Origin of the sequence: Herbaspirillum sp. SJZ099, from assembly GCF_007828355.1 — a bacterium.
GTDB lineage: Bacteria > Pseudomonadota > Gammaproteobacteria > Burkholderiales > Burkholderiaceae_D > Herbaspirillum.
The window spans coordinates 517,021-537,362 of sequence record NZ_VIUO01000002.1; the positions used below are offsets into that span (position 1 = coordinate 517,021).

Genomic DNA, 20,342 nt, shown 5'->3' on the forward strand with positions numbered 1-20,342 from the left:
AAACAGTACCGATACGTACCCGATAACCCGATACATACCGATAAAAAGAAAGGCACCCGAGGGTGCCTTTCTTTTTTGTTGCCTTGCTTGTGGAGATTACGAATACGCCTGCAGCGAAGTCTTCATCTTCTTCAGCGCCACTGCTTCGATCTGGCGGATGCGCTCGGCGGATACGCCGAACTCGTCGGCCAGCTCATGCAGGGTGGCGCCGGAGCCATCGTCGTTGGCCAGCCAGCGGGCTTCCACGATGCGGCGCGAGCGGTCGTCCAGCTTGGACAGGGCGGCTTCGATGCCTTCCGACTGCATGCGGTCGTAACGCTTGGCTTCCATCACGCGGGTCGGCTCGGTGTTTTCCGAGGACAGGTAGGCGATCGGCGCGAACTTGTCGTCATCGTCATCGGTCGGCGACTCCAGCGCGATATCGCGGCCGGACAGGCGCGTTTCCATCTCGATCACTTCTTCGCGCTTGACGTCCAGCGTCTTGGCCAGCGCCTCGACCTGGGCCGGCGACATCGCATCCAGGCCTTCCTTGTGGCTGCGCAGGTTGAAGAACAGCTTGCGCTGCGCCTTGGTGGTGGCCACCTTGACCAGGCGCCAGTTCTTCAGGATGTACTCGTGGATCTCGGCCTTGATCCAGTGCATGGCGTAAGACACCAGGCGCACGTTCTGCGCCGGGTCGAAGCGCTTGACCGCCTTCATCAGGCCGATGTTGCCTTCCTGGATCAGGTCGGCGTGCGGCAGGCCGTAGCCCAGATAGCCGCGGGCGATCGACACCACCAGACGCAGGTGCGACAGCACCATTTTCTGGGCGGCGCCCAGATCGTTCTTTTCGCGCAGGTCGCGGGCCAGCTTGACTTCTTCTTCCTGCGTCAGCATGGGCAGGCGGTTCACTGCCGAAATGTATGCGTCGATGTTGCCCAGGCTGCCGGAAAAACCGAGCGCGAGTGCATTCGACTCGACCGGCATAAGTGCAGATTGTGCAGACGCTGATTTCATTGATTCTCCTTGTTTCCTGAACGGAGGGACGTGTAGATTAAAGCAATGCTTTAAAACTGGAGCATTTCGATAAGGTATTTTAGCACTCGTCAATTGAGAGTGCTAATTGCAAGTTTGGAAGACCCCGATAGAACTGCCCTATTGCAGTTTTGATAATCATTGCTTTCGTCCCTGCATATTAGAAGGGCATCCGGGATGAAAGTTGCTGCGGCAGGTCAAAAAGAAAGTCAAAAACCTGTAACAATTTTTGCAAGACGATAGAGTTAAATCTAAGGGTATTTGATCGTTTTTCAAGGCCCCCAATGAAAAATGGCCGCTGGCGATGCCGGCGGCCATTGCATTGCGGGAATGCTTGCTTTTACTGCATGCGCGCTAGGTGCCTGCGCACCGACATCATCGCGCCGAACAGGCCGAGCAGGGCGCTCACTGCCAGCAGCAGGCAGATCGCCATGGCGCTGGGCAGCGCCAGCTGGAATTCGGATGCATACAGGTGGGCGAAATCCAGAATGGCCGCGTTCAGCGGCTGCTGCGCGGCGATCACCAGGCCCAGCGCCACCGCTCCGGCACACAAGCCGAGCAAGGCGCCGGTGTAGTAAAACGGGCGATGGATGAACGCGTTGGTGGCGCCGAGGAGGCGCGAGACCTCGATTTCCTCGCGCTGCGTCATCACCTGCAGGCGGATGGTGTTGAACACCACCGCCACCACTACCGCACCCAGCGTGATGCCCAGGAACAGCAGCACCAGCCGCAGGATGCGCAGCAGCGCCGCCAGCCGCTTGACCCAGGCCGAATCGATTTGCACCGTGTCCACGCCCGGCTGGTTGGTGAGCTTTTGCGCGATATCGTCGACCCGGCCGGCATCCATGGCGTTCTGGAAGCCCGGCAGGCGCAGCACGAAGCTGTCCGGCAACGGATTGCTGCCCAGCGTGGCCAGCACGTCGGCCAGGCCGCTCTTGTTCTTCATGGCATCGAACGCCTTTTCGCGCGGGATGAATTCCACGCGGCCCACCGTATCGCTGTCCTTGAGCACCTGGGCGATGGTCTTGCCCATGGCCTGCGCGGCATCGCGGCTGGCATCCATCTTCATGAAGATGCTGATCTCGGGCTCGACCGACATCTGGTCGGAAATCGGCCGCACGTTCTCCAGCGCCGACAGGCCGGCAAACGGCAGCGCCAGCGCGATCGACACCACCAGCACATTGAGGATGAAGTTGCCCGGCGAGCGCAGCAGGTGGCGCAGCGCGTCGGCCGCGGCGGCGAGGTGTTGGCGCAGCCAGTTCATGGCGACACCTCCACCGGATTGGCCACGCCGTTGTGCCAGCCATCGACGATGCGGCCGCGGTCCAGGTAGACGATGCGGTCGGCGCCGGTCAGGTATTGCTCGTCATGGGTCGAGATCAGGCAGGTCACGCCCACGCCGTGGAACGACTTGAGTGCGGCCAGCACTTTGTTGGCGTTGGCGCGGTCGAGGTTGGCGGTGGGTTCGTCGGCCAGGATGATCTGCGGGCGGTTGACGATGGCGCGGGCGATGGCCACGCGCTGCTGCTCGCCGCCGGACAGTTCCTGCGGCTCGGACTGCGCCTTGTCCAGCAGGTCGACCTTGTCCAGCGCCGCGCGCGCGCGCTTTTCGGCATCCGCGCGCGAGGCGCCGGTGACGATCAGCGGCAGCATCACGTTGGCCAGCAGGTTGCGGTCCAGCAGCAGGCGCTGCTGCTGGAAGATCAGGCCCAGGTTGCGGCGCAGGTAGGGCAGACCGGAGCCCTTGATGGCGCCGATGTCCTGGCCGTTCACGGTCAGTTTGCCCGCGCTCGGGCGTTCGATCGCCGCGATCATCTTCAGCAGCGTCGATTTGCCGGCGCCGGACGGGCCGGCCAGGAACAGCAGCTCGCCCTTGCCGACCGACAGCGAGATGTCGCGCAAGGCATAGACCTCGCGCGAATATTGTTTGGATACCCGGGAAAATTCAATCATCAATTCAGCTCAGGAGGGCGTCGACGAAATCGGTGGCGTTGAAGGGCTGCAGGTCTTCGATCTTTTCGCCCACGCCGATGAAATACAGCGGCACCGGCCGGGTCTTGGCGATCGCGGCCAGGATGCCGCCCTTGGCGGTGCCGTCGAGCTTGGTCACCACCAGCCCGCTCAGGCCCAGCGCATCGTCGAAGGCCTTGACCTGGGCCAGCGCGTTCTGTCCGGTGTTGCCGTCGATCACCAGCAGCACTTCATGCGGCGCCGAGGCCATGCCCTTGGCGATCACGCGCTTGATCTTCTTGAGCTCGTCCATCAGGTGCAATTGCGTCGGCAGGCGGCCGGCGGTATCGACCATCACTACGTTGGTGCCGCGCGCCTGCGCCGAATGTACGGCATCGAACGCGACCGCGGCCGGGTCGCCCGACTCCTGGGCGATTACGCTGACATTGTTGCGCTCGCCCCAGATCGCCAGTTGCTCGCGCGCGGCGGCGCGGAAGGTGTCGCCGGCGGCCAGCAGCACCGACTGGCCGTGAGCCTGCAGGTGCAAGGCCAGCTTGCCGATGGTGGTGGTCTTGCCGGCGCCGTTGACGCCGGCGATCATCATCACCAGCGGCTGTTCTCGGCCCAGCACCAGCGGCCGCTGCAGCGGCTGCAGCAGATCGATCAGCAGGCCGCGCAAGGCGGTGCGCACCTGGTCGGCGTCGGTCAGGCGCTCGGTCTTGACCTTTTTCTTCAGTTCGTCCAGCAGCCATTGGGTGGCTTCGACGCCGGCGTCGGACATCAGCAGCGCCGACTCAAGCTCGTCGTACAGGTCGTCGTCGATGCGCGCGCCGACAAACAGCGTGGTCAGGTTGCTGGACGTCTTGGACAAGCCCGATTTCAGGCGCGACAGCCAGGAGCGCTTGGCTTCCGGCGTCGGCTGGGGAGCTTCGACGATGTCGATGTCTTCGGCTGCGTCCTCGGCGGCAGGTTCGGCAAGGTTGCCGGCCTCAGGCTGGGCCGGAGGCAGATCGGCCTCGTCAGGCGGGGTTGCCGGCACGGCAACAGAGGGTGTGGCTGGCGTTTCAGGCTGGACGGGGGCCGCCGGCTGGATTTCCGGCTGCACTTCCGGCTCGGCTTGCGGCTTGGGTTTTCTTTTGAAGAAACTAAACATCGGTGGCGGAATGGAATCGGTCTGGTTATTGCCTGCGGCGCAAGCGGTGTGGGGCGCTGCAGGGCGATCCTGGCGGATCGGGTTGCGAGGAAGGCGCCGGAACATGCCCTGACAAGCGCATGGGACAGGTTACAATTGCCCATCCACAAGACCCGCGCACAGCCGCCAGGGTCAATGAATCCCGCATTTTATCAGAGCACAGCGAATGAAATTGAAGATCAGGGCCATCCTCACCATCGGTCTTTTCGGCTTTTGCGCGGCGCTGGCACAGGCGCAGACGGCCCAGGAATTCGTGCTCAAGAACGGGATGAAGGTGGTGGTCAAGGAAGACCGCCGCGCGCCGACGGCGGTGCAGATGGTCTGGTACAAGGTCGGTTCGGTCGATGAGCTCAACGGCACCACCGGCATCTCGCATGCGCTGGAACACATGATGTTCAAGGGCACCAAGAGGCACAAGGCCGGCGAATTCAGTCGCCTGGTGGCCGAGATGGGCGGGCGCGAGAATGCCTTTACCGCCAACGACTACACCGCCTATTTCCAGCAGATCGAGAAATCCCACCTGGAAGCCGTGATGGCGCTGGAAGCCGACCGCATGGCTAACTTGCAGTTCGACGCCGGCGAGTTCGCCAAGGAAATCCGGGTGGTCATGGAAGAGCGCCGCTGGCGCACCGACGACCAGCCCATGGGCTTGCTCCACGAGGCGCTCAACGCCGTCGCCTGGACTGCACACCCTTATCGCCATCCGGTGGTGGGCTGGATGGACGACCTGCAGCACATGACCGTGCAGGATATCGCCGCCTGGTACCGCCAATGGTACGCGCCCAACAATGCCACCCTGGTGGTGGCGGGCGACGTCGATGCCCGGCGCGTGCTGGCGCTGGCTAACAAGTATTTCGGCAAGATCCCGCCGCACGCGCTGCCGCCGGGAAAGCCGCAGAACGAGCCGCAGCAGTTGGGCATGCGCCGCGTGACGGTCAAGGCGCCGGCCGAGAATCCCTATGTGGTGCTGGGTTTCAAGGTGCCGGGTTTGCGCGATGTCGAGCAGGACCAGGAGGCCTACGCGCTGGATGTCCTCTCGGCGGTGCTCGACGGCTATGAGAACGCCCGCCTGACCGCCAGCCTGGTGCGCACCGGCAACAAGGCCACCGCGGTCGGCGCCGACTACAGCGGCGTGGCGCGCGGCCCGGTGCTGTTTACGCTGGAAGGCAGCCCGGCCGAGGGCGTCACCACCGAGCAACTGGAAGGATTGCTGCGCGCCGAAGTCGAGCGCATCGCCAGGGACGGCGTGTCGCCGCAAGAGCTGCAGCGCGTCAAGACGCAACTCATCGCGTCCCAGACCTACAAGCGCGACTCGGTGTTTGGCCAGGCCATGGAAATCGGCATGATGGAAACCACCGGCATCGGCCAGAAGAACATCGACCGCATCATCGACCGGCTCAAGACCGTCACGCCCGAACAGGTGCAGGCGGTGGCGCAGAAATACTTCAAGGACGACAACCTGACCGTGGCCACGCTGGTGCCGCTGCCGCTGGACGGCAAGAAGCCCGCACCGCCGCCGCCGGGGATGCTGCACTGAGTATCGGCAGCAACGTCGTTTTTTGCAATCGGCCAGGTTCGCTGTTCTTCTCGGAGGAAAACATGCCTGTCATCGTTGTCGCCAATCCCAAAGGCGGAGTCGGAAAAAGCACGCTGTCCACCAACCTGGCCGGGTATTTCGCCAGCCGCGGGCATGGCGTGCTGCTGGGCGACATCGACCGCCAGCAATCGGCCCGCGCCTGGCTGAATATCCGGCCGCCGCAAGCCCGGCCGATTGCGACCTGGGAGGTCAGCGAGGACGACATTGCCAAGCCGCCCAAGGGCACCAGCCACGTGGTGCTGGATACGCCGGCCGGCCTGCACGGTTGGCGCCTGAACGATACGCTGAAGATGGCCGACAAGGTGTTGGTGCCGCTGCAGCCGTCGATCTTCGATATCCTGGCCACGCAAGACTTCCTGCGCCGCCTGGCCGACGAGAAAAATGTGCGCAACGGCGAGATCGACGTAGGCATCGTCGGCATGCGGGTCGACGCGCGCACCCGTTCGGCCGAGCAGCTGCATCGCTTCATCGATGGCCTCAAGCTACCGGTGCTGGGCTACCTGCGCGATACACAGAACTATGTGCAACTGGCCGCGCACGGGCTGACATTGTGGGATATCGCCCCCTCCCGCGTGCAGCGCGACCTCGAACAGTGGCAGCCGGTGCTGGACTGGGTGGAAAAGAAACACGGCGGATGACGCGCCAGGACGTCCCCTGGAACGGGCGTCCATCGCTTTTAATTGGTATCGGGTCTCATGAAAAAATATTTCGGTTTTCTGTTGTTGGCAATCGGCCTCGGCTTCTCGCTGTCCGCCTCGGCGGCGTTGCAAATCCAGTCGTGGACGCAAGCCGACGGTGCGCGCGTGCTGTTCGTGGCCAACCATGCGATCCCGATGCTGGATGTGAGCGTGCAGTTCGATGCCGGCCAGCGGCGAGATCCGGCCGGCCGTGCCGGCCTGGCCGAACTGACCGTGGCCAGCCTGACGCGCGGCGTGGAAGGTGGCCAAGGGCAGGAGGGCGGCGGCCTGAGCGAGGCGCAGATCCTGGACGGTTTCGCCGATGTCGCGGCCGAGCGCAATGCCGGCGCCGGCCAGGACCGCGCCGGCGTCAACCTGCGCACGCTGTCGTCGCCGGCCGAACGCGATGCATCGCTGGCGTTGCTGGCGCGCATCCTGGCCCACCCCAGCTTTCCGCAAGCCGGCCTGGAGCGCGACAAGGCGCTGGCCATTTCCGGCATCCGCGAAGAGCTGACCAAGCCCGAGGCCATCGCCGAGAAGGCATTCATGGCGGCGATCTACGGCAGCCACCCTTATGCCATTGACGCCAGCGAAGCCAGCGTGCAGGCCATCGGCCGCGATGACATCGTGGCTTTCCACCGAACCCACTATGTGGCCAACCGCGCCGTCATCGCCATGATCGGCGACATCACGCGCGCGCAGGCCGAACAGATCGCGGCGCGGCTGACCCGAGAATTGCCGCAGGGCGCCCCGTTGCCGGCATTGCCCGACGTCGCTGCACCCACGGGCGGCGAGGTGCGTATCGCACACCCGGCCTCGCAGTCGCACATCCTGATCGGCGCGCCCGCCATCCAGCGCGGCGATGCGGACTTTTTCGCGCTCACGGTCGGCAACTACATCCTGGGCGGCGGCGGTTTCGTTTCCCGCCTGACCGATGAGGTGCGCGAGAAGCGCGGCCTCGCCTACAGCGTCTATAGCGGCTTCTCGCCGCTGGCGCAGCCGGGGCCGTTCCAGATCGGCCTGCAGACCCAGAAAGAGCAGACCGGGCAAGCGCTGCAGGTGGTGCGCGACACGCTGGCCCAATTCCTCAAGGACGGCCCGACCGCGGCCGAGATGAAAGCGGCCAAGGATAATCTGGCCGGCGGCTTCGCCTTGCGCATCGACAGCAACGCCAAGCTGCTGGAAAACATGGCCGTGATCGGTTTCTACAACTTGCCGCTGGATTATCTTGAGCGCTGGATCGGCAGCATCCGCGAGGTCGGCATCGCCGACGTGCGTGCGGCATTGCGCCGGCATATCCATCCCGAGCAGTTGTCGACGGTCATCGTCGGTGAAGAGGCTCCGGCCGCCGCGACGGCCGCACAGTAAGGACGGCGGCATGAACCAGGCAAACAGGAAACGTCCGGCGCCCAAGGCCGGGCAGGGCGGCAAGCCGGCCTCGCGCGGCCCGCATCAGGTGCGCATCATCGGCGGCCAATGGAAGCGTACCCCGCTGCCGGTGCTGGATGCCGAAGGCTTGCGCCCGACCCCCGACCGCGTGCGCGAGACGGTGTTCAACTGGCTTACCCATTTGCTGGATGGCGATTGGAGCCGGGTGGCTTGCCTGGACTTGTTCGCCGGTTCCGGCGCGCTGGGGTTCGAAGCCGCCAGCCGCGGCGCGCGCCGCGTCGTGATGGTCGAGCAGAGCGGCCCTGCGGTGCGCCAGCTGGAAGCCAACCGCGACAAGCTCAAGGCCGATGCCATCGCCATCGTTCGCGGCGACGCGCAGGCCGTGGCGCGCAATGCGGCGCAGCGCGAACCGGGCGGATTCCAATTGGTGTTCATCGATCCGCCCTATCACCAGGGCTGGCTGGAAAAGATGCTGCCGGTATGCGAAGCGCTGCTGCCGCCGTCCGGGCTGGTTTATGCCGAAGCCGAGTTTCCGCTGGAGGGCGAACAGGCGCCGGCATGGATGGCGCCGTGGGAAGTGCTGCGTTCGGACAAGGCGGGCATGGTGTTCTATCATTTATTGCAACGCAAAAGCGGCGCGCAAATTCAGGCATAATGCGCGTTCTGATTGAATTGCCGGTGAGGAGACACCATGGTCACTGCAGTATATCCAGGGACATTCGATCCGTTGACGCGCGGCCATGAGGACCTGGTTCGCCGCGCTTCCGGATTGTTTGACAAATTGGTGGTCGGGGTAGCGGACAGCAAAAACAAGAAGCCGTTTTTTTCGCTTGAAGAGCGTTTGTCGATTGCCAATGAAGTGCTGGGACATTATCCGAATGTCCAGGTGGAAAGTTTTTCCGGATTGTTGAAGGACTTCGTGCGCCAGAACAATGCGCGCGTGATCGTGCGCGGCCTGCGCGCGGTGTCCGACTTCGAATACGAATTCCAGATGGCGGGCATGAACCGCTATTTGCTGCCGGACGTCGAAACCCTGTTTCTGACGCCGTCGGATCAATACCAGTTCATCTCCGGCACCATCGTGCGCGAGATCGCGCAGTTGGGCGGCGATGTATCCAAGTTCGTGTTTCCTTCGGTCGAAAAGTGGCTGAAGGCCAAGATAGCGAAGCAAAACGGCTGAGGCCGGTGCGCTCGTCAACGGCAGGCAGGGTAGGGAAATGAAGGTTCGAGCAGGAAAATTCGCAGACGGCAAGGCGCGGCGCGGGAACGGCGGCGCAAAGGAGCAGCCATGGCGCTGATGATTACCGACGACTGCATCAATTGCGATGTCTGCGAACCCGAGTGCCCGAACGAAGCGATCTACATGGGTCCACAGATCTATGAGATCAATCCGGACAAATGCACCGAGTGCGTCGGCCATTTCGATGAGCCGCAATGCCAGCAGGTCTGCCCGGTCGCTTGCATCCCCTTCAATCCCGCATGGCGCGAAAGCCGCGAACAGCTGATGGACAAGTACGAACGCCTGCAGGCTGGAGCCAAGCAAGGCTGATCCCGGGATTTTCCATCCTGGCGTTGCGATAAAAGCCGGCATTGCCGTCATGCCGTTCAGTTAAGCGCTGAACGGCATTTTTGTTTGTGCGGATCTGACTCCGTTCGCCCTGAGTAGCTGCGCAGCAGCGTATCGAAGGGCAGGCAAGACCGGTAAGGCTGGCACGCTGGCTTCGATACGGCCCTGGCGGGCCTACTCAGCCCGAACGGGGTCTGTGATGAGTGCTTCAGAATGAGCCTTAACTGAACGGCATGACGGGATTACCGGCTTTTATCTTTTGCCCGGGCCCAAGCAAAGACAAGACACGCGCATGCAACACATTCCCAAGCCTGCCATTGCGGCATTGCTGTTGAACACCACGATCTGGGGCCTGTCCTGGACCGGCATGCGCGCCCTGGAAGGCATGGGCTTGCATCCGCTGTGGGCCACCGCGGCGATCTTCGTGGGTTGCAGCGCCATGCTGCTGGCGATCAAGCGCCGTGATATCGGGCAACTGCGCCGGCATCCCGAACTGCTCGGCGTGGCCTTGGCCACCGGGCTGACCAATGCCGCCTTCAACGTCGCCATCGCCTATGGCGACGTGGTGCGCGTGATCCTGCTGTTTTACCTGATGCCGATCTGGACCGTGGTGCTGGCGCGCGTGGTGCTGCGCGAAGCCATTACCGCGCGTTCGCTGGGGCGTGTGGCGCTGGGGCTGATGGGGGCGGTGATCGTGCTCTACCAGCCGCGCCTGGGTTTGCCGCTGCCGCGCAGCTTGCCTGATTGGCTGGCGCTGCTGGGCGGCATGTGCTTCGCCGTCAACAATGTGCTGCTGCGCCGCTTGCACGGCGTGTCGGACGGCGCCCGCGCCATTTCCATGCTGAGCGGCGGAGCGCTCCTGGCTTGCCTGCTGGGCGTGGCGCTGGCGCTCTCGGGATCGATTGCCTGGCCAAGCGCGACGCCGGGGGCGGCGTGGCCGCTGGTGGGGATGTGGTCGGTGCTGTTCCTGATCTCCAACCTGTGCCTGCAATATGGTGTGGCGCGCTTGCCGGCCAACATCACGGCGGTGGTCATGCTGGCGGAGATCCTGGTGGCAAGCCTGTCGGCGTGGTTGCTGGGCGCCGCCGAGCTGCGGCCCCAGGATGTGGTCGGCGGCGTGTTCATCATCGCCGCCCCGTGGATCATCCGCGACCGGCGCGCGGTCGCGCCTTCGGTCGCCTGATCAGGCCAGCGGCGCCAGCACCACGCGATCGCGGCCGCTTTCCTTGGCCTGGTAGAGCGCCTGGTCGGCCGCCTTGAGCATGGCCTGCTTGACTTCCTCGGCCGGGCGGCTGCGGTCCGGCGGAACCAGTGAGGCTGCGCCGATGGAGGCGGTGATCTTGAGCGGATCGCGCGAGCCCTCGATCATGATGCCGCGGTTGCCGATGCCGGCGCGGATGCGCTCGGCGATGCGCGCTGCATCTTCGCGCGTGGCATGCGTGAGCAGCACGACAAACTCCTCGCCGCCGAAACGGCCCAGCGCGTCCGACAGACGCAGTTCCTTCTTGATCCGCGCCGCCACTTCGCGCAGCACATCGTCGCCGCTCTGGTGGCCGAACTGGTCGTTGACGCGCTTGAAATGGTCGATATCGATGAACAGGCAGGACAACGCCGAACGTTCGCGCTGGCCGCGCGCGACTTCCTCCTGCATGCGCTGCTCGATATAGCGGCGGTTATTGACCCCGGTGAGCGGATCGGTGAGGCCGATATGCTTCAGGCGCTCGTTGTTGATCACGTTTTCCAGGCAGATTGCGGCCACCGTCGCCAGGCGCTGGATGAAGTCGGTGGCCAGCTTGCGCGTGAAGCGTTCCCGATAGGCGCTGCCCAGCGCCAGGTAGCCCAGCAGGCGATGCTGGCGCACCAGCGGCAGCACCGCCACGCTGACCGGCTGGTAGTTGGGAAACAGCGGGCCGTGCAGCGCCGGCAGGTATTCGCCCAGGCGCGGTTTCTCGGCCGACGGGCGGCGCCCGTCTTCATCGGGGAAGTCGATGGGCCGTTTCAGGAACAGCAGGTTGGGAAATTCGTTCAGGCCGATCTGCAAATCGCGCAGGATGCGCTGGATCGCATAGTCGTCGTCGATCAGGGACAGCGTCACGGTTTCCAGGTTGAATACGCCGGGCATGGTCGTCAGCATGGCCTCGATCAGTTCGCGGAATTCGCTGGCGCCGATGAGCTTCAGGTCGAAAGCCTGGTGGCGTTCGATGATGGACTGGTTGATGTGCGCCTGCTGCAGCAGATCCTGCAGTTCGGCCCGCAGCTGCTGGTTGTCGGCGATGAGCGTTTCCGTGTCGACAGCGGATGTCATGTGCATTTTCCGGCGTTTGGCCGGCCCTCGTTGCGCAAACCGGTTTCCCGGTATCCCCTTGCTTTCCCGCCGGCGCTTGTGGCCTCCGGCAGCGTCATGCTGGCTGCTGCTATATCGGCAGCTTCAGCCCCGCGCTGAAGTCCTGCTTTGAATCCCTGTGGCTAGAAACGCCGCTATTTCATTCCAGTGCAAGAAATGTTCCTGCCGCCCTTCTTGGCGTTCGTGTTTCAAGCGACCTGCGGCGCGAAGAAACGCTCTCCCATCTCTTCCAGCCCCAGCGTGCGCAGCACTTCCTGCAGCCGCTCGGCCGGACGGCGGCGCGGCAGGTCGCGGTATTGCGCGATGATCAGTTCGTTTTTCATCGAATGCTCCCAGCCCACCAGCTCGGTCACGCTGACCTTGTAGCCGTGCGCTTCCAGTTGCAGGCAGCGCAGCACATTGGTGACCTGGCTGCCGAATTCGCGCGTGTGCAGCGGGTGGCGCCAGATCTCGGTGAGCGAATTGGCCAGCGACTTGCCCTTGTGGCGGTTCAGCACCGAGGCCACCTCGGCCTGGCAGCACGGCACCAGCACGATGAAACGGGCCTGCTTCTTCAGCGCGAAATGAATGGCGTCGTCGGTGGCGGTGTCGCAGGCATGCAGCGCGGTGACCACGTCGATCTGCTGCGGCAATCGGTCCGACACGATGGAGTCGGCCACCGACAGGTTGACGAAGGACATCCCGCCAAAGCCCAGGCGCGCGGCCAGTTGTTCGGATTTCTTCACCAGTTCTTCGCGGGTTTCGATGCCGTAGATGCGCGGCGCGCCCGGCAATGCCTTGAAGAACAGGTCGTACAGGATGAACCCCAGGTAAGACTTGCCGGCGCCGTGGTCGACCAGCGTCACGTCCGGATGGCCCTGCAATACCTCGGTCAGCAGCGGTTCGATGAACTGGTAAAGGTGGTAGACCTGCTTGAGCTTGCGGCGGCTGTCTTGATTGAGCTTGCCGTCGCGCGTGAGGATGTGCAGTTCCTTGAGCAGTTCTATCGACTGGCCGGGGCGGATCTCATTGGCCAGGGGCGCAGCGTCGGCCGCTTGCGTCGGGCGCTTGGCGCGGCTGTTGCCGCTGCCCGGTGACGGGATGGCTTGCTTGCTCATGGTGCCGCTATAAAGGTTGATGCCGGCAGGGTACCTGCCGGCGATGACTGCAATAAGACAAAGTCCGACTGTGGCGTCGGGATCAGACGTTGAACAGGAAGTTCATCACATCGCCATCCTTGACGATGTATTCCTTGCCTTCGGCGCGCATCTTGCCGGCTTCCTTGGCGCCTGCTTCGCCCTTGAAGGCGATGAAGTCTTCGTAGGCGATGGTCTGGGCGCGGATGAAGCCGCGTTCGAAGTCGGTGTGGATCACGCCGGCGGCCTGCGGGCCGGTGGCGCCGACCGGCACCGTCCAGGCGCGCACTTCCTTGACGCCCGCGGTGAAGTAGGTCTGCAGGCCCAGCAGCTTGAAGGCGGCGCGGATCAGGCGATCCAGGCCCGGCTCCTGCATGCCCATGTCGGCCAGGAAGTCGGTCTTGTCGGCGTCGTCCAGGTCGGCGATCTCGGCTTCGATGGCGGCGCAGATGGCCACGATGGGGGCGTTCTGTTCCTTGGCGTAGGCGGTCAGCTGGTCCAGCAGCGGGTTATTGGTGAAGCCCGAGTCGGAAACGTTGGCCACGTACATGGCCGGCTTGGCGGTGATCAGGCACAGCGGCTTGATCAGCAGCATTTCTTCCGCATCCAGGCCCAGCGCGCGCACCGGCTTGGCTTCGTCCAGCGCCGGCATGATGCGTTCCAGCAGGGCCACCAGCTTGGCGGCGTCCTTGTCGCCGGAGCGCGCCTTCTTCTGCTCGCGGTGGATGGCCTTCTCGACGGTGCCCATGTCGGCCAGCGCCAGTTCGGTCTGGATCACGGCGATGTCGTCGAGCGGGCTGACGCGGCCGGCCACGTGGATCACGTTCGGGTCTTCGAAGCAGCGCACCACGTTGACGATGGCGTCGGTTTCGCGGATGTGCGACAGGAACTGGTTGCCCAGGCCTTCACCCTTGGAGGCGCCCGCCACCAGGCCGGCGATGTCGACGAATTCGACCACGGCCGGCAGGATGCGCTCGGGCTTGACGATCTCGGCCAGCGCCTGCAGGCGCGGATCGGGGACTTCCACCACGCCCACGTTCGGCTCGATGGTGCAGAACGGATAGTTCTCGGCGGCGATGCCGGCCTTGGTCAGGGCGTTGAAGAGGGTGGATTTTCCGACGTTGGGCAGGCCCACGATGCCGCATTTGAGGCTCATGACAAATTCTTCCGAAAGCAAAACCGCCATTGTATCAAGCCGGGCGGGGTTGCCCTAGGGCGGGCATGCGCAGCCGGGCGCGAAATGGCATGCCTGCGGGGCGTTGAGACGGTGCGTATCGACAGGCATGCTCAAGAAGTAGGCAAATGTTGCATATGAACCACGTTCTAATGAATTTGTTGGTTCGGCAGGGTTTTAATGACTGATATGTCATTAAGGAGGGCTGTCGCTAACAACTGGCAACTGACATGAAAATATATTGAAATTGTTAAGATCATGCTTTTTCGTTGCATGCCATTTACACGCTGTATTGCCGTCTTAAAAGCGATTTGTAAATTTTGCTCTACAATGTCGGTTTTCCAAAGAAATCAAAGAAACCGCTTTGCCAAATATCGTAGAAATCCGCGATCTGCATTTCCGTTATGGCGACCGCCCCATCCTGACCGGGTTGCGCATGGATTTCCCACGTGGCAAGGTCGTGGCGGTGATGGGCGGTTCCGGTTCGGGAAAAACCACCATCCTGCGCCTGATCGGCGGCCAGCTGCAGCCGCAGCAGGGCTCGCTGACGGTGGATGGCGAGAACGTCCCCGGGCTCGATACGCAGCAGCTTTATCTGCTGCGCCGCAAGATGGGCATGCTGTTCCAGAATGGCGCCTTGTTTACCGACATGACGGTATTCGACAACGTGGCCTTTCCGCTGCGCGAGCACACCGACCTGGGCGAGGAACTGATCCGCGACCTGGTGCTGATGAAGCTCAACGCGGTCGGCCTGCGCAACGCCGCAGCCCTGAAGCCGGCCGAGATTTCCGGCGGCATGGCGCGCCGCGTGGCGCTGGCGCGCACGATCGCGCTCGATCCGCTGCTGATCATGTATGACGAGCCTTTCGCCGGCCTCGATCCGATTTCCATGGGCGTGACCGCCAACCTGATCCGCCGTCTGAACGACGCGCTGGGCTCGACCTCGATCCTGGTGTCGCACGATGTCAACGAGTCCTTCGGCATCGCCGATTATGTGTATTTCCTGTCGCAGGGGCAGATCGTGGCGCAAGGCACGCCGGCCGAGATGCGCACCTCGACCGATCCCTACGTGAAGCAGTTCGTGCATGCCGAGGCGGACGGTCCGGTGCCGTTCCACTATCCGGGCAAGTCGCTGGCCGAAGACCTGGGACTGGGAGGCCGCCCATGATCGTCAATTTGCTGGCCAGCCTGGGCCGCAGCATCCGCGAATTCATCGTCGGCACCGGTTTTGCCGCGCGCATGTTCTTCAATATGCTGGGAGCGTCGCTGGGCCTGTTGCGCCGTCCGCGCCTGATTACCGACCAGATCCACTTCATCGGCAACTATTCGCTGGTGATCATCGCGGTATCCGGCCTGTTCGTCGGTTTCGTGCTGGGGTTGCAAGGCTATTACACGCTCAATAAATATGGCTCCGAGCAGGCGCTGGGCCTGCTGGTGGCGCTGTCGCTGACGCGCGAGCTGGGTCCGGTGGTGACTGCGCTGCTGTTCGCCGGGCGCGCCGGCACCTCGCTGACCGCCGAGATCGGCCTGATGAAGGCCGGCGAGCAGTTGTCGGCGATGGAGATGATGGCGGTCAATCCGCTGCAGCGCGTGGTGGCCCCGCGTTTCTGGGCCGGCGTGATTGCCATGCCTGTGCTGGCGGCGATCTTCAGCGCGGTAGGCATCATCGGCGGCTATGTGGTCGGGGTGTTGCTCATCGGCGTCGATGAGGGCGCCTTCTGGTCGCAGATGCAGGGCGGCGTGGATGTGTGGAACGACATCGCCAATGGCGTGCTGAAAAGCATCGTGTTCGGCATCGCGGTAACCTTCGTGGCGCTGTTCCAGGGCTATGAAGCGCAGCCGACGCCGGAAGGCGTGGCGCGCGCCACCACCCGCACCGTGGTGATCGCTTCGCTGATGGTGCTGGGCCTGGACTTCCTCCTGACCGCGCTGATGTTCAGCTGACAGAATCAATAAAAGGTATGACTATGCAACGTAAATCACTGGACGCCTGGGTTGGAATCTTCGTGCTGCTGGGCGTGGCCGCACTGGTGTTCCTGGCGCTCAAGGCCGGCAACATGAGCGCGATGTCATTCGGCCAGAAAACCTACACCGTCAAGGCCAATTTCGATAACATCGGCGGATTGAAGTCGCGCGCGGCGGTCAAGAGCGCGGGGGTGGTGGTGGGGCGGGTCGATTCGATCCGCTTCGATGACCAGACCTTCCGCGCCATCGTCACCCTCAACATGGATGACGGCTACAAGTTTCCCAAGGACAGTTCCGCCAAGATCCTGACCTCGGGCCTGCTGGGCGAGCAATACATCGGCATCGAGCCGGGCGGCGATACTGCCAACCTGGCCTCGGGCGATACGATAAAAATGACACAGTCTGCGATTGTTCTGGAGAACCTGATCGGTCAGTTCCTCTACAGCAAGGCGGCAGAGGGAAAGGATGATTCGAAATGACTTACGCAGCACGCATCGGCGCATTTGTCCTGGCAGGCGCGGCCCTGACCGGTTGCGCCACCAGCAACAACCCCAGCGATCCGCTGGAGGGCTTCAACCGCGCCATGTTCAGCTTTAACGACACCGTCGACAAGGTGGCGCTCAAGCCTGCCGCGCAGGCCTATGACGCGGTGGTGCCGGACCCGGTGCAGACCGGCGTGGGCAACTTCTTCGGCAACATCGGCGACCTGTGGTCGTCGATCAACCAACTGCTGCAGGGCCGCATCGAGCAGGGCGTGTCGACCTTCATGCGGGTGGCCATCAACACCACCTTCGGCCTGGGCGGCGTGCTGGACGTGGCGACCGAAGCCCGCCTGCCGCGCGAGAAATCCGATTTCGGCCAGACCCTGGGCAAGTGGGGCGTAGGCTCCGGCCCGTATGTGGTGCTGCCGTTCTTCGGCCCGTCCACCATCCGCGATACCGCCGGCCTGCCGGTCGACCTGTATGGCGACCTGTGGACCTACAAGCGTCCGGTGCGCTGGCGTAACGTCGGCAGCGTGATCCGCGTGGTGGATCGCCGCGCCGAGCTGCTGGATGCCTCGACCCTGCTGGAAGATGCCGCGCTGGACAAGTACGACTTTGTGCGCGACACCTACCTGCAGCGCCGCCAGTCGCAGATCGACGGCGGCAATGCCGGCGCCGAGCAGAAGGAAGAGGCGATCAAGCCTTGATGGCGCGGCCGTCGGCGGCCGGCCTCTTGAAATCGCGGTAAATCGCACAAACTGTAAGATCCGTCGCCGTCTGTGACGGCGCGGGAACCCGATGGGGGGCGCGGTCTCGAAGGAAGGCCGGCAGTCGTCGGGCGTTTCGCCGGCTCGCCGACTTTCAGCGGCATGCGGATTGGCCGCTCCTATTCGAATGGACAAAGACTTATGAAGATGCTCACCAAATTTATCGCCATCGCCGTTTCCGCACTGGCCTTTTCCGGCGCGGCTTCCGCCCAGGAGGCGCCGGACGCGCTGGTCAAGCGCATCAGCTCGGAAGTGCTGGATACCGCCAAGAACGACAAGGACATCCAGTCGGGCAACAACAACCGCATCATGCAGCTGGTCGAGCAGAAGATCCTGCCTTATGTCGACTTCGAGCGCATGACCCAACTGGCGGCCGGCCGTTTCTGGCGCCAGGCTACCCCGGAGCAGCAAAAGCAACTGATCACCGAATTCCGCAGCCTGCTGGTCTATACCTATTCCGGCGCGCTGTCGCAGGTGCGCGACCAGAAGATCGAATTCAAGCCGTTGCGCGCGGCGCCGACCGACACCGAAGTGGAAGTGAATTCGCAAGTGATCTCGGCACGCGGCGGCGAGCCGATCCAGCTGAGCTATCGCCTGGAAAAGAAGGCCGACGGCTGGAAGCTGTATGACGTCAACGTGCTGGGCGCCTGGCTGGTGGAAGCCTACAAGGGCACCTTCGCCAATGAAATCAACAAGGGCGGCATCGACGGCCTGATCAAGGCGCTGTCGGATAAGAACAAGCAACTGGCGGCGCGCTCGGCCGGCAAGAAGTAAGTTCAAGGCCCGATCCTACCGTTTCAGAAAGACCATCATGTTCAAGCCCGGCGCTTCGCTGACCGTCAACAATGCACGCTCCGTCCTGGGCGAAGGGCTGTCGGCCATCGCCGCCGGCCAGGCCAGCATCGATGTCAGCGCAGTGACGGAGGTCGATTCGTCGGCGGTGGCCACGCTCCTGGCCTGGCGCCGGGCGGCGCAGGCCCGCGGCGCGGCGCTTGAGTTCGGCGAGCTGCCGGCCAACCTGAAAAGCCTGGCCGACCTCTATGGCGTTTCCCCGCTGCTGCACGGCAATGGCTCGGCGGCGCCCACTTCCGCCACCGACCGACATCACTGACGGCCGTCGCCGCCGTCATGGCGGCATTTCCGGGACAGCCTTCGCGTCTGCGGCAGTCCGGCCCGGAAAATCGAATTCCCCTATAATCTCCTGTTTTACCGCCAGTTCATGGCGCTGGTTCTGTGCCACTTCGGCGTGCCTTGCATGGCCCCATGGCGCAGCGGCGCGGCGATCCATCCAATGACATCACAAGGCATCCGCAGGGACGCGACGGCCGCCACGGCGGCCGCGCCAGGATGCCAGGGCGAGGCCGGCAGGGCGAATTCCTGCCACCTTATTCTTTCTTGCAAGTAACGAATGAAACGGGCTATCGGCAATATGGCCGCTTTGCAAATCAATGACATCAAGAAACGCTACCAGTCGCTGCAAGCGCTGGGCGGCGTTTCGCTGGCGATCGAAGAAGGCGAATTCTTCGGTTTGCTCGGCCCCAACGGCGCCGGCAAGACCACGCTGATCTCCATCATCGCCGGCCTGAACCGGGCCGACTCCGGCAACGTCGCCATCCACGGCCACGATGTGGTCGCCGACTATCGCGCCGCGCGCATGAAGCTGGGCGTGGTGCCGCAGGAGCTGGTGTTCGATCCCTTCTTCACCGTGCGCGAAACCTTGCGCATGCAGTCCGGCTATTTCGGCCTGAAGAACAACGACAAGTGGATCGACGAGGTCATGGAAAACCTCGACCTCACCAACAAGGCCGACACCAACATGCGCGCCCTCTCGGGCGGCATGAAGCGGCGCGTGCTGGTGGCGCAGGCGCTGGTGCACAAACCGCCGGTGATCGTGCTGGACGAGCCGACCGCCGGGGTGGACGTGGAGCTGCGCCAGACGCTGTGGAAGTTCATCGGTCGCCTGAACCGCGAGGGCCACACCATCGTGCTGACCACCCACTACCTGGAAGAGGCGCAGGCGCTGTGCAACCGCATCGCCATGCTCAAGTTCGGCCGCGTGGTGGCGCTGGACTCCACCGAAGGCCTGATCAGGCGCATTTCCGGTTCGCAACTGGCGCTGCGCTTGAAGAACGGCACCCTGCCGGACGCGCTCAAGGCGTTGGTAACCCATCCCGAAGAGCTGTTGTCGGGCAATAAATACACGCTGCGCGTGAACGACTACCGGGAAGTCGAGCCGATCCTGGCCGCGCTGCGTGCCGCGGGCGCCGAGATCGACGACATGCAATTGCAGCAAGCCGACCTGGAAGACGTGTTCATCCAGATCATGGGAGATGAAAAATGACCGGCTTCCAGACCCTGTTCTACAAGGAAATCCTGCGTTTCTGGAAGGTGGCGACGCAGACCGTGACCGCACCCATCATGACCGCGCTGCTGTACCTGCTGATCTTCGGCCACGTGCTGCAAGACCACGTGCAGGTCTATCCCGGCGTGCAGTACACCGGTTTCCTGGTGCCCGGCCTGGTGATGATGAGCGTGCTGCAGAACGCCTTCGCCAACAGTTCGTCCTCGCTGATCCAGTCCAAGATCACCGGCAATCTGGTGTTCGTGCTGTTGACGCCGCTGTCGCACTGGGAACTGTTCGGCGGCTATGTGCTGGCGGCGGTGGTGCGCGGCCTGGTCGTCGGCGCCGGCGTGTTCGTCGTCACCGCCTGGTTCGGTCACCTGGATTTCGTGGCGCCGCTGTGGATTCTGGCGTTCGCCCTGCTGGGCGCGGCGATCCTGGGCACGATGGGCCTGGTGGCCGGCATCTGGGCCGAGAAGTTCGACCAGCTGGCGGCGTTCCAGAATTTCCTGATCGTGCCGCTGACCTTCCTGGCCGGCGTGTTCTATTCGATACACTCGCTGCCGCCGTTCTGGCAGGCGGTGTCGCATTTCAACCCGTTTTTTTATATGATCGATGGCTTTCGCTACGGCTTCTTCGGCCAGTCCGACATCAATCCCATGACCAGCCTTGGCATCGTGACCGTGTTCTTCGTGGCGCTGGCCACGCTGGCGGTGCGCCTGCTCAAGAGCGGTTACAAGCTGCGCGCCGGTTCGCACTGAAGCGCCG

The 20,342-nt window shown here is 63.4% G+C and carries 22 protein-coding genes; 15 read left to right on the top strand and 7 right to left on the bottom strand.

The features are described 5' to 3' along the window. Positions 1-96 precede the first annotated feature (96 nt). From rpoH to ftsY, 4 genes are all read right to left on the bottom strand, one after another. Complete coding sequence (gene rpoH / locus FB597_RS07405) at positions 97-996, bottom strand: RNA polymerase sigma factor RpoH (protein ID WP_141913730.1); 900 nt, start codon at positions 994-996, stop codon at positions 97-99. Positions 997-1,354: 358 nt separating this feature from the next. Continuing rightward, on the bottom strand, positions 1,355-2,278 hold the full coding sequence (ftsX, locus tag FB597_RS07410; RefSeq protein WP_141913729.1) for a permease-like cell division protein FtsX: 924 nt from the start codon (positions 2,276-2,278) through the stop codon (positions 1,355-1,357). After that, the gene (locus FB597_RS07415) at positions 2,275-2,967 is read right to left on the bottom strand and encodes a cell division ATP-binding protein FtsE (protein WP_144768925.1); all 693 of its coding nucleotides are present in this window, start codon (positions 2,965-2,967) and stop codon (positions 2,275-2,277) included. The genes ftsX and FB597_RS07415 overlap by 4 nt, the downstream gene beginning before the upstream one ends. 4 nt (positions 2,968-2,971) lie before the next feature. Then, a complete protein-coding gene (gene ftsY, locus FB597_RS07420; protein ID WP_144768927.1) occupies positions 2,972-4,117 on the bottom strand; it encodes a signal recognition particle-docking protein FtsY in 1,146 nt (381 codons plus the stop codon). A gap of 205 nt (positions 4,118-4,322) precedes the next feature. Between ftsY and FB597_RS07425 the strand changes: the two genes are divergently transcribed. The 7 genes from FB597_RS07425 to FB597_RS07455 all read left to right on the top strand — a co-directional run bounded on the left by FB597_RS07425 (position 4,323) and on the right by FB597_RS07455 (position 10,569). Continuing rightward, positions 4,323-5,693 (top strand): pitrilysin family protein, encoded by a 1,371-nt coding sequence (locus FB597_RS07425; RefSeq protein WP_141913726.1) that lies wholly within the window; start codon positions 4,323-4,325, stop codon positions 5,691-5,693. A 62-nt stretch (positions 5,694-5,755) separates the two neighbouring features. Then, on the top strand, positions 5,756-6,391 hold the full coding sequence (locus FB597_RS07430; RefSeq protein WP_141913725.1) for a ParA family protein: 636 nt from the start codon (positions 5,756-5,758) through the stop codon (positions 6,389-6,391). A 57-nt stretch (positions 6,392-6,448) separates the two neighbouring features. After that, the gene (locus FB597_RS07435) at positions 6,449-7,798 is read left to right on the top strand and encodes a pitrilysin family protein (protein WP_144768929.1); all 1,350 of its coding nucleotides are present in this window, start codon (positions 6,449-6,451) and stop codon (positions 7,796-7,798) included. Between the two features lie 10 nt (positions 7,799-7,808). Further along, a complete protein-coding gene (gene rsmD / locus FB597_RS07440) occupies positions 7,809-8,474 on the top strand; it encodes a 16S rRNA (guanine(966)-N(2))-methyltransferase RsmD (protein ID WP_144768931.1) in 666 nt (221 codons plus the stop codon). Positions 8,475-8,510: 36 nt separating this feature from the next. Beyond that, complete coding sequence (gene coaD / locus FB597_RS07445) at positions 8,511-8,999, top strand: pantetheine-phosphate adenylyltransferase (RefSeq protein WP_079218081.1); 489 nt, start codon at positions 8,511-8,513, stop codon at positions 8,997-8,999. A gap of 108 nt (positions 9,000-9,107) precedes the next feature. Next, on the top strand, positions 9,108-9,368 hold the full coding sequence (locus FB597_RS07450; RefSeq protein ID WP_050466691.1) for a YfhL family 4Fe-4S dicluster ferredoxin: 261 nt from the start codon (positions 9,108-9,110) through the stop codon (positions 9,366-9,368). Between the two features lie 310 nt (positions 9,369-9,678). Continuing rightward, positions 9,679-10,569: a DMT family transporter gene (locus tag FB597_RS07455; protein ID WP_144768933.1), complete on the top strand. Its 891-nt coding sequence runs from the start codon at positions 9,679-9,681 to the stop codon at positions 10,567-10,569. Here the strand turns inward: FB597_RS07455 and FB597_RS07460 are convergent, their stop codons facing one another. From FB597_RS07460 to ychF, 3 genes are all read right to left on the bottom strand, one after another. After that, entirely contained in the window at positions 10,570-11,691 is a 1,122-nt protein-coding gene (locus FB597_RS07460) for a sensor domain-containing diguanylate cyclase (RefSeq protein WP_144768935.1), read from the bottom strand. A gap of 227 nt (positions 11,692-11,918) precedes the next feature. Next, positions 11,919-12,827: an SAM-dependent methyltransferase gene (locus FB597_RS07465; RefSeq protein ID WP_144768937.1), complete on the bottom strand. Its 909-nt coding sequence runs from the start codon at positions 12,825-12,827 to the stop codon at positions 11,919-11,921. Positions 12,828-12,909: 82 nt separating this feature from the next. After that, positions 12,910-14,001, bottom strand: coding sequence for a redox-regulated ATPase YchF (gene ychF / locus FB597_RS07470; RefSeq protein ID WP_144768939.1), 1,092 nt, complete (start codon positions 13,999-14,001; stop codon positions 12,910-12,912). A 382-nt stretch (positions 14,002-14,383) separates the two neighbouring features. Between ychF and FB597_RS07475 the strand changes: the two genes are divergently transcribed. The 8 genes from FB597_RS07475 (at position 14,384) to FB597_RS07510 (ending at position 20,335) form a co-directional block, all read left to right on the top strand. Next, positions 14,384-15,187: an ABC transporter ATP-binding protein gene (locus FB597_RS07475; protein ID WP_186442746.1), complete on the top strand. Its 804-nt coding sequence runs from the start codon at positions 14,384-14,386 to the stop codon at positions 15,185-15,187. Beyond that, positions 15,184-15,963 (top strand): lipid asymmetry maintenance ABC transporter permease subunit MlaE, encoded by a 780-nt coding sequence (mlaE, locus tag FB597_RS07480; protein WP_141913718.1) that lies wholly within the window; start codon positions 15,184-15,186, stop codon positions 15,961-15,963. The genes FB597_RS07475 and mlaE overlap by 4 nt, the downstream gene beginning before the upstream one ends. A gap of 23 nt (positions 15,964-15,986) precedes the next feature. Continuing rightward, positions 15,987-16,463 (top strand): outer membrane lipid asymmetry maintenance protein MlaD, encoded by a 477-nt coding sequence (gene mlaD / locus FB597_RS07485; RefSeq protein ID WP_141913717.1) that lies wholly within the window; start codon positions 15,987-15,989, stop codon positions 16,461-16,463. Beyond that, positions 16,460-17,173, top strand: coding sequence for a VacJ family lipoprotein (locus FB597_RS07490; RefSeq protein WP_141913716.1), 714 nt, complete (start codon positions 16,460-16,462; stop codon positions 17,171-17,173). The genes mlaD and FB597_RS07490 overlap by 4 nt, the downstream gene beginning before the upstream one ends. 201 nt (positions 17,174-17,374) lie before the next feature. Then, entirely contained in the window at positions 17,375-18,007 is a 633-nt protein-coding gene (locus FB597_RS07495) for a phospholipid-binding protein MlaC (protein ID WP_141913715.1), read from the top strand. 37 nt (positions 18,008-18,044) lie between these two features. After that, complete coding sequence (locus tag FB597_RS07500; RefSeq protein ID WP_141913714.1) at positions 18,045-18,344, top strand: lipid asymmetry maintenance protein MlaB; 300 nt, start codon at positions 18,045-18,047, stop codon at positions 18,342-18,344. Between the two features lie 318 nt (positions 18,345-18,662). Further along, complete coding sequence (locus tag FB597_RS07505) at positions 18,663-19,574, top strand: ABC transporter ATP-binding protein (RefSeq protein WP_141914200.1); 912 nt, start codon at positions 18,663-18,665, stop codon at positions 19,572-19,574. Then, positions 19,571-20,335 carry an ABC transporter permease gene (locus tag FB597_RS07510; protein WP_141913713.1) on the top strand — a complete coding sequence of 255 codons (765 nt, stop codon included), beginning with the start codon at positions 19,571-19,573 and terminating at the stop codon, positions 20,333-20,335. Before FB597_RS07505 ends, FB597_RS07510 begins: the two co-directional genes overlap by 4 nt. Positions 20,336-20,342: the final 7 nt, after the last annotated feature.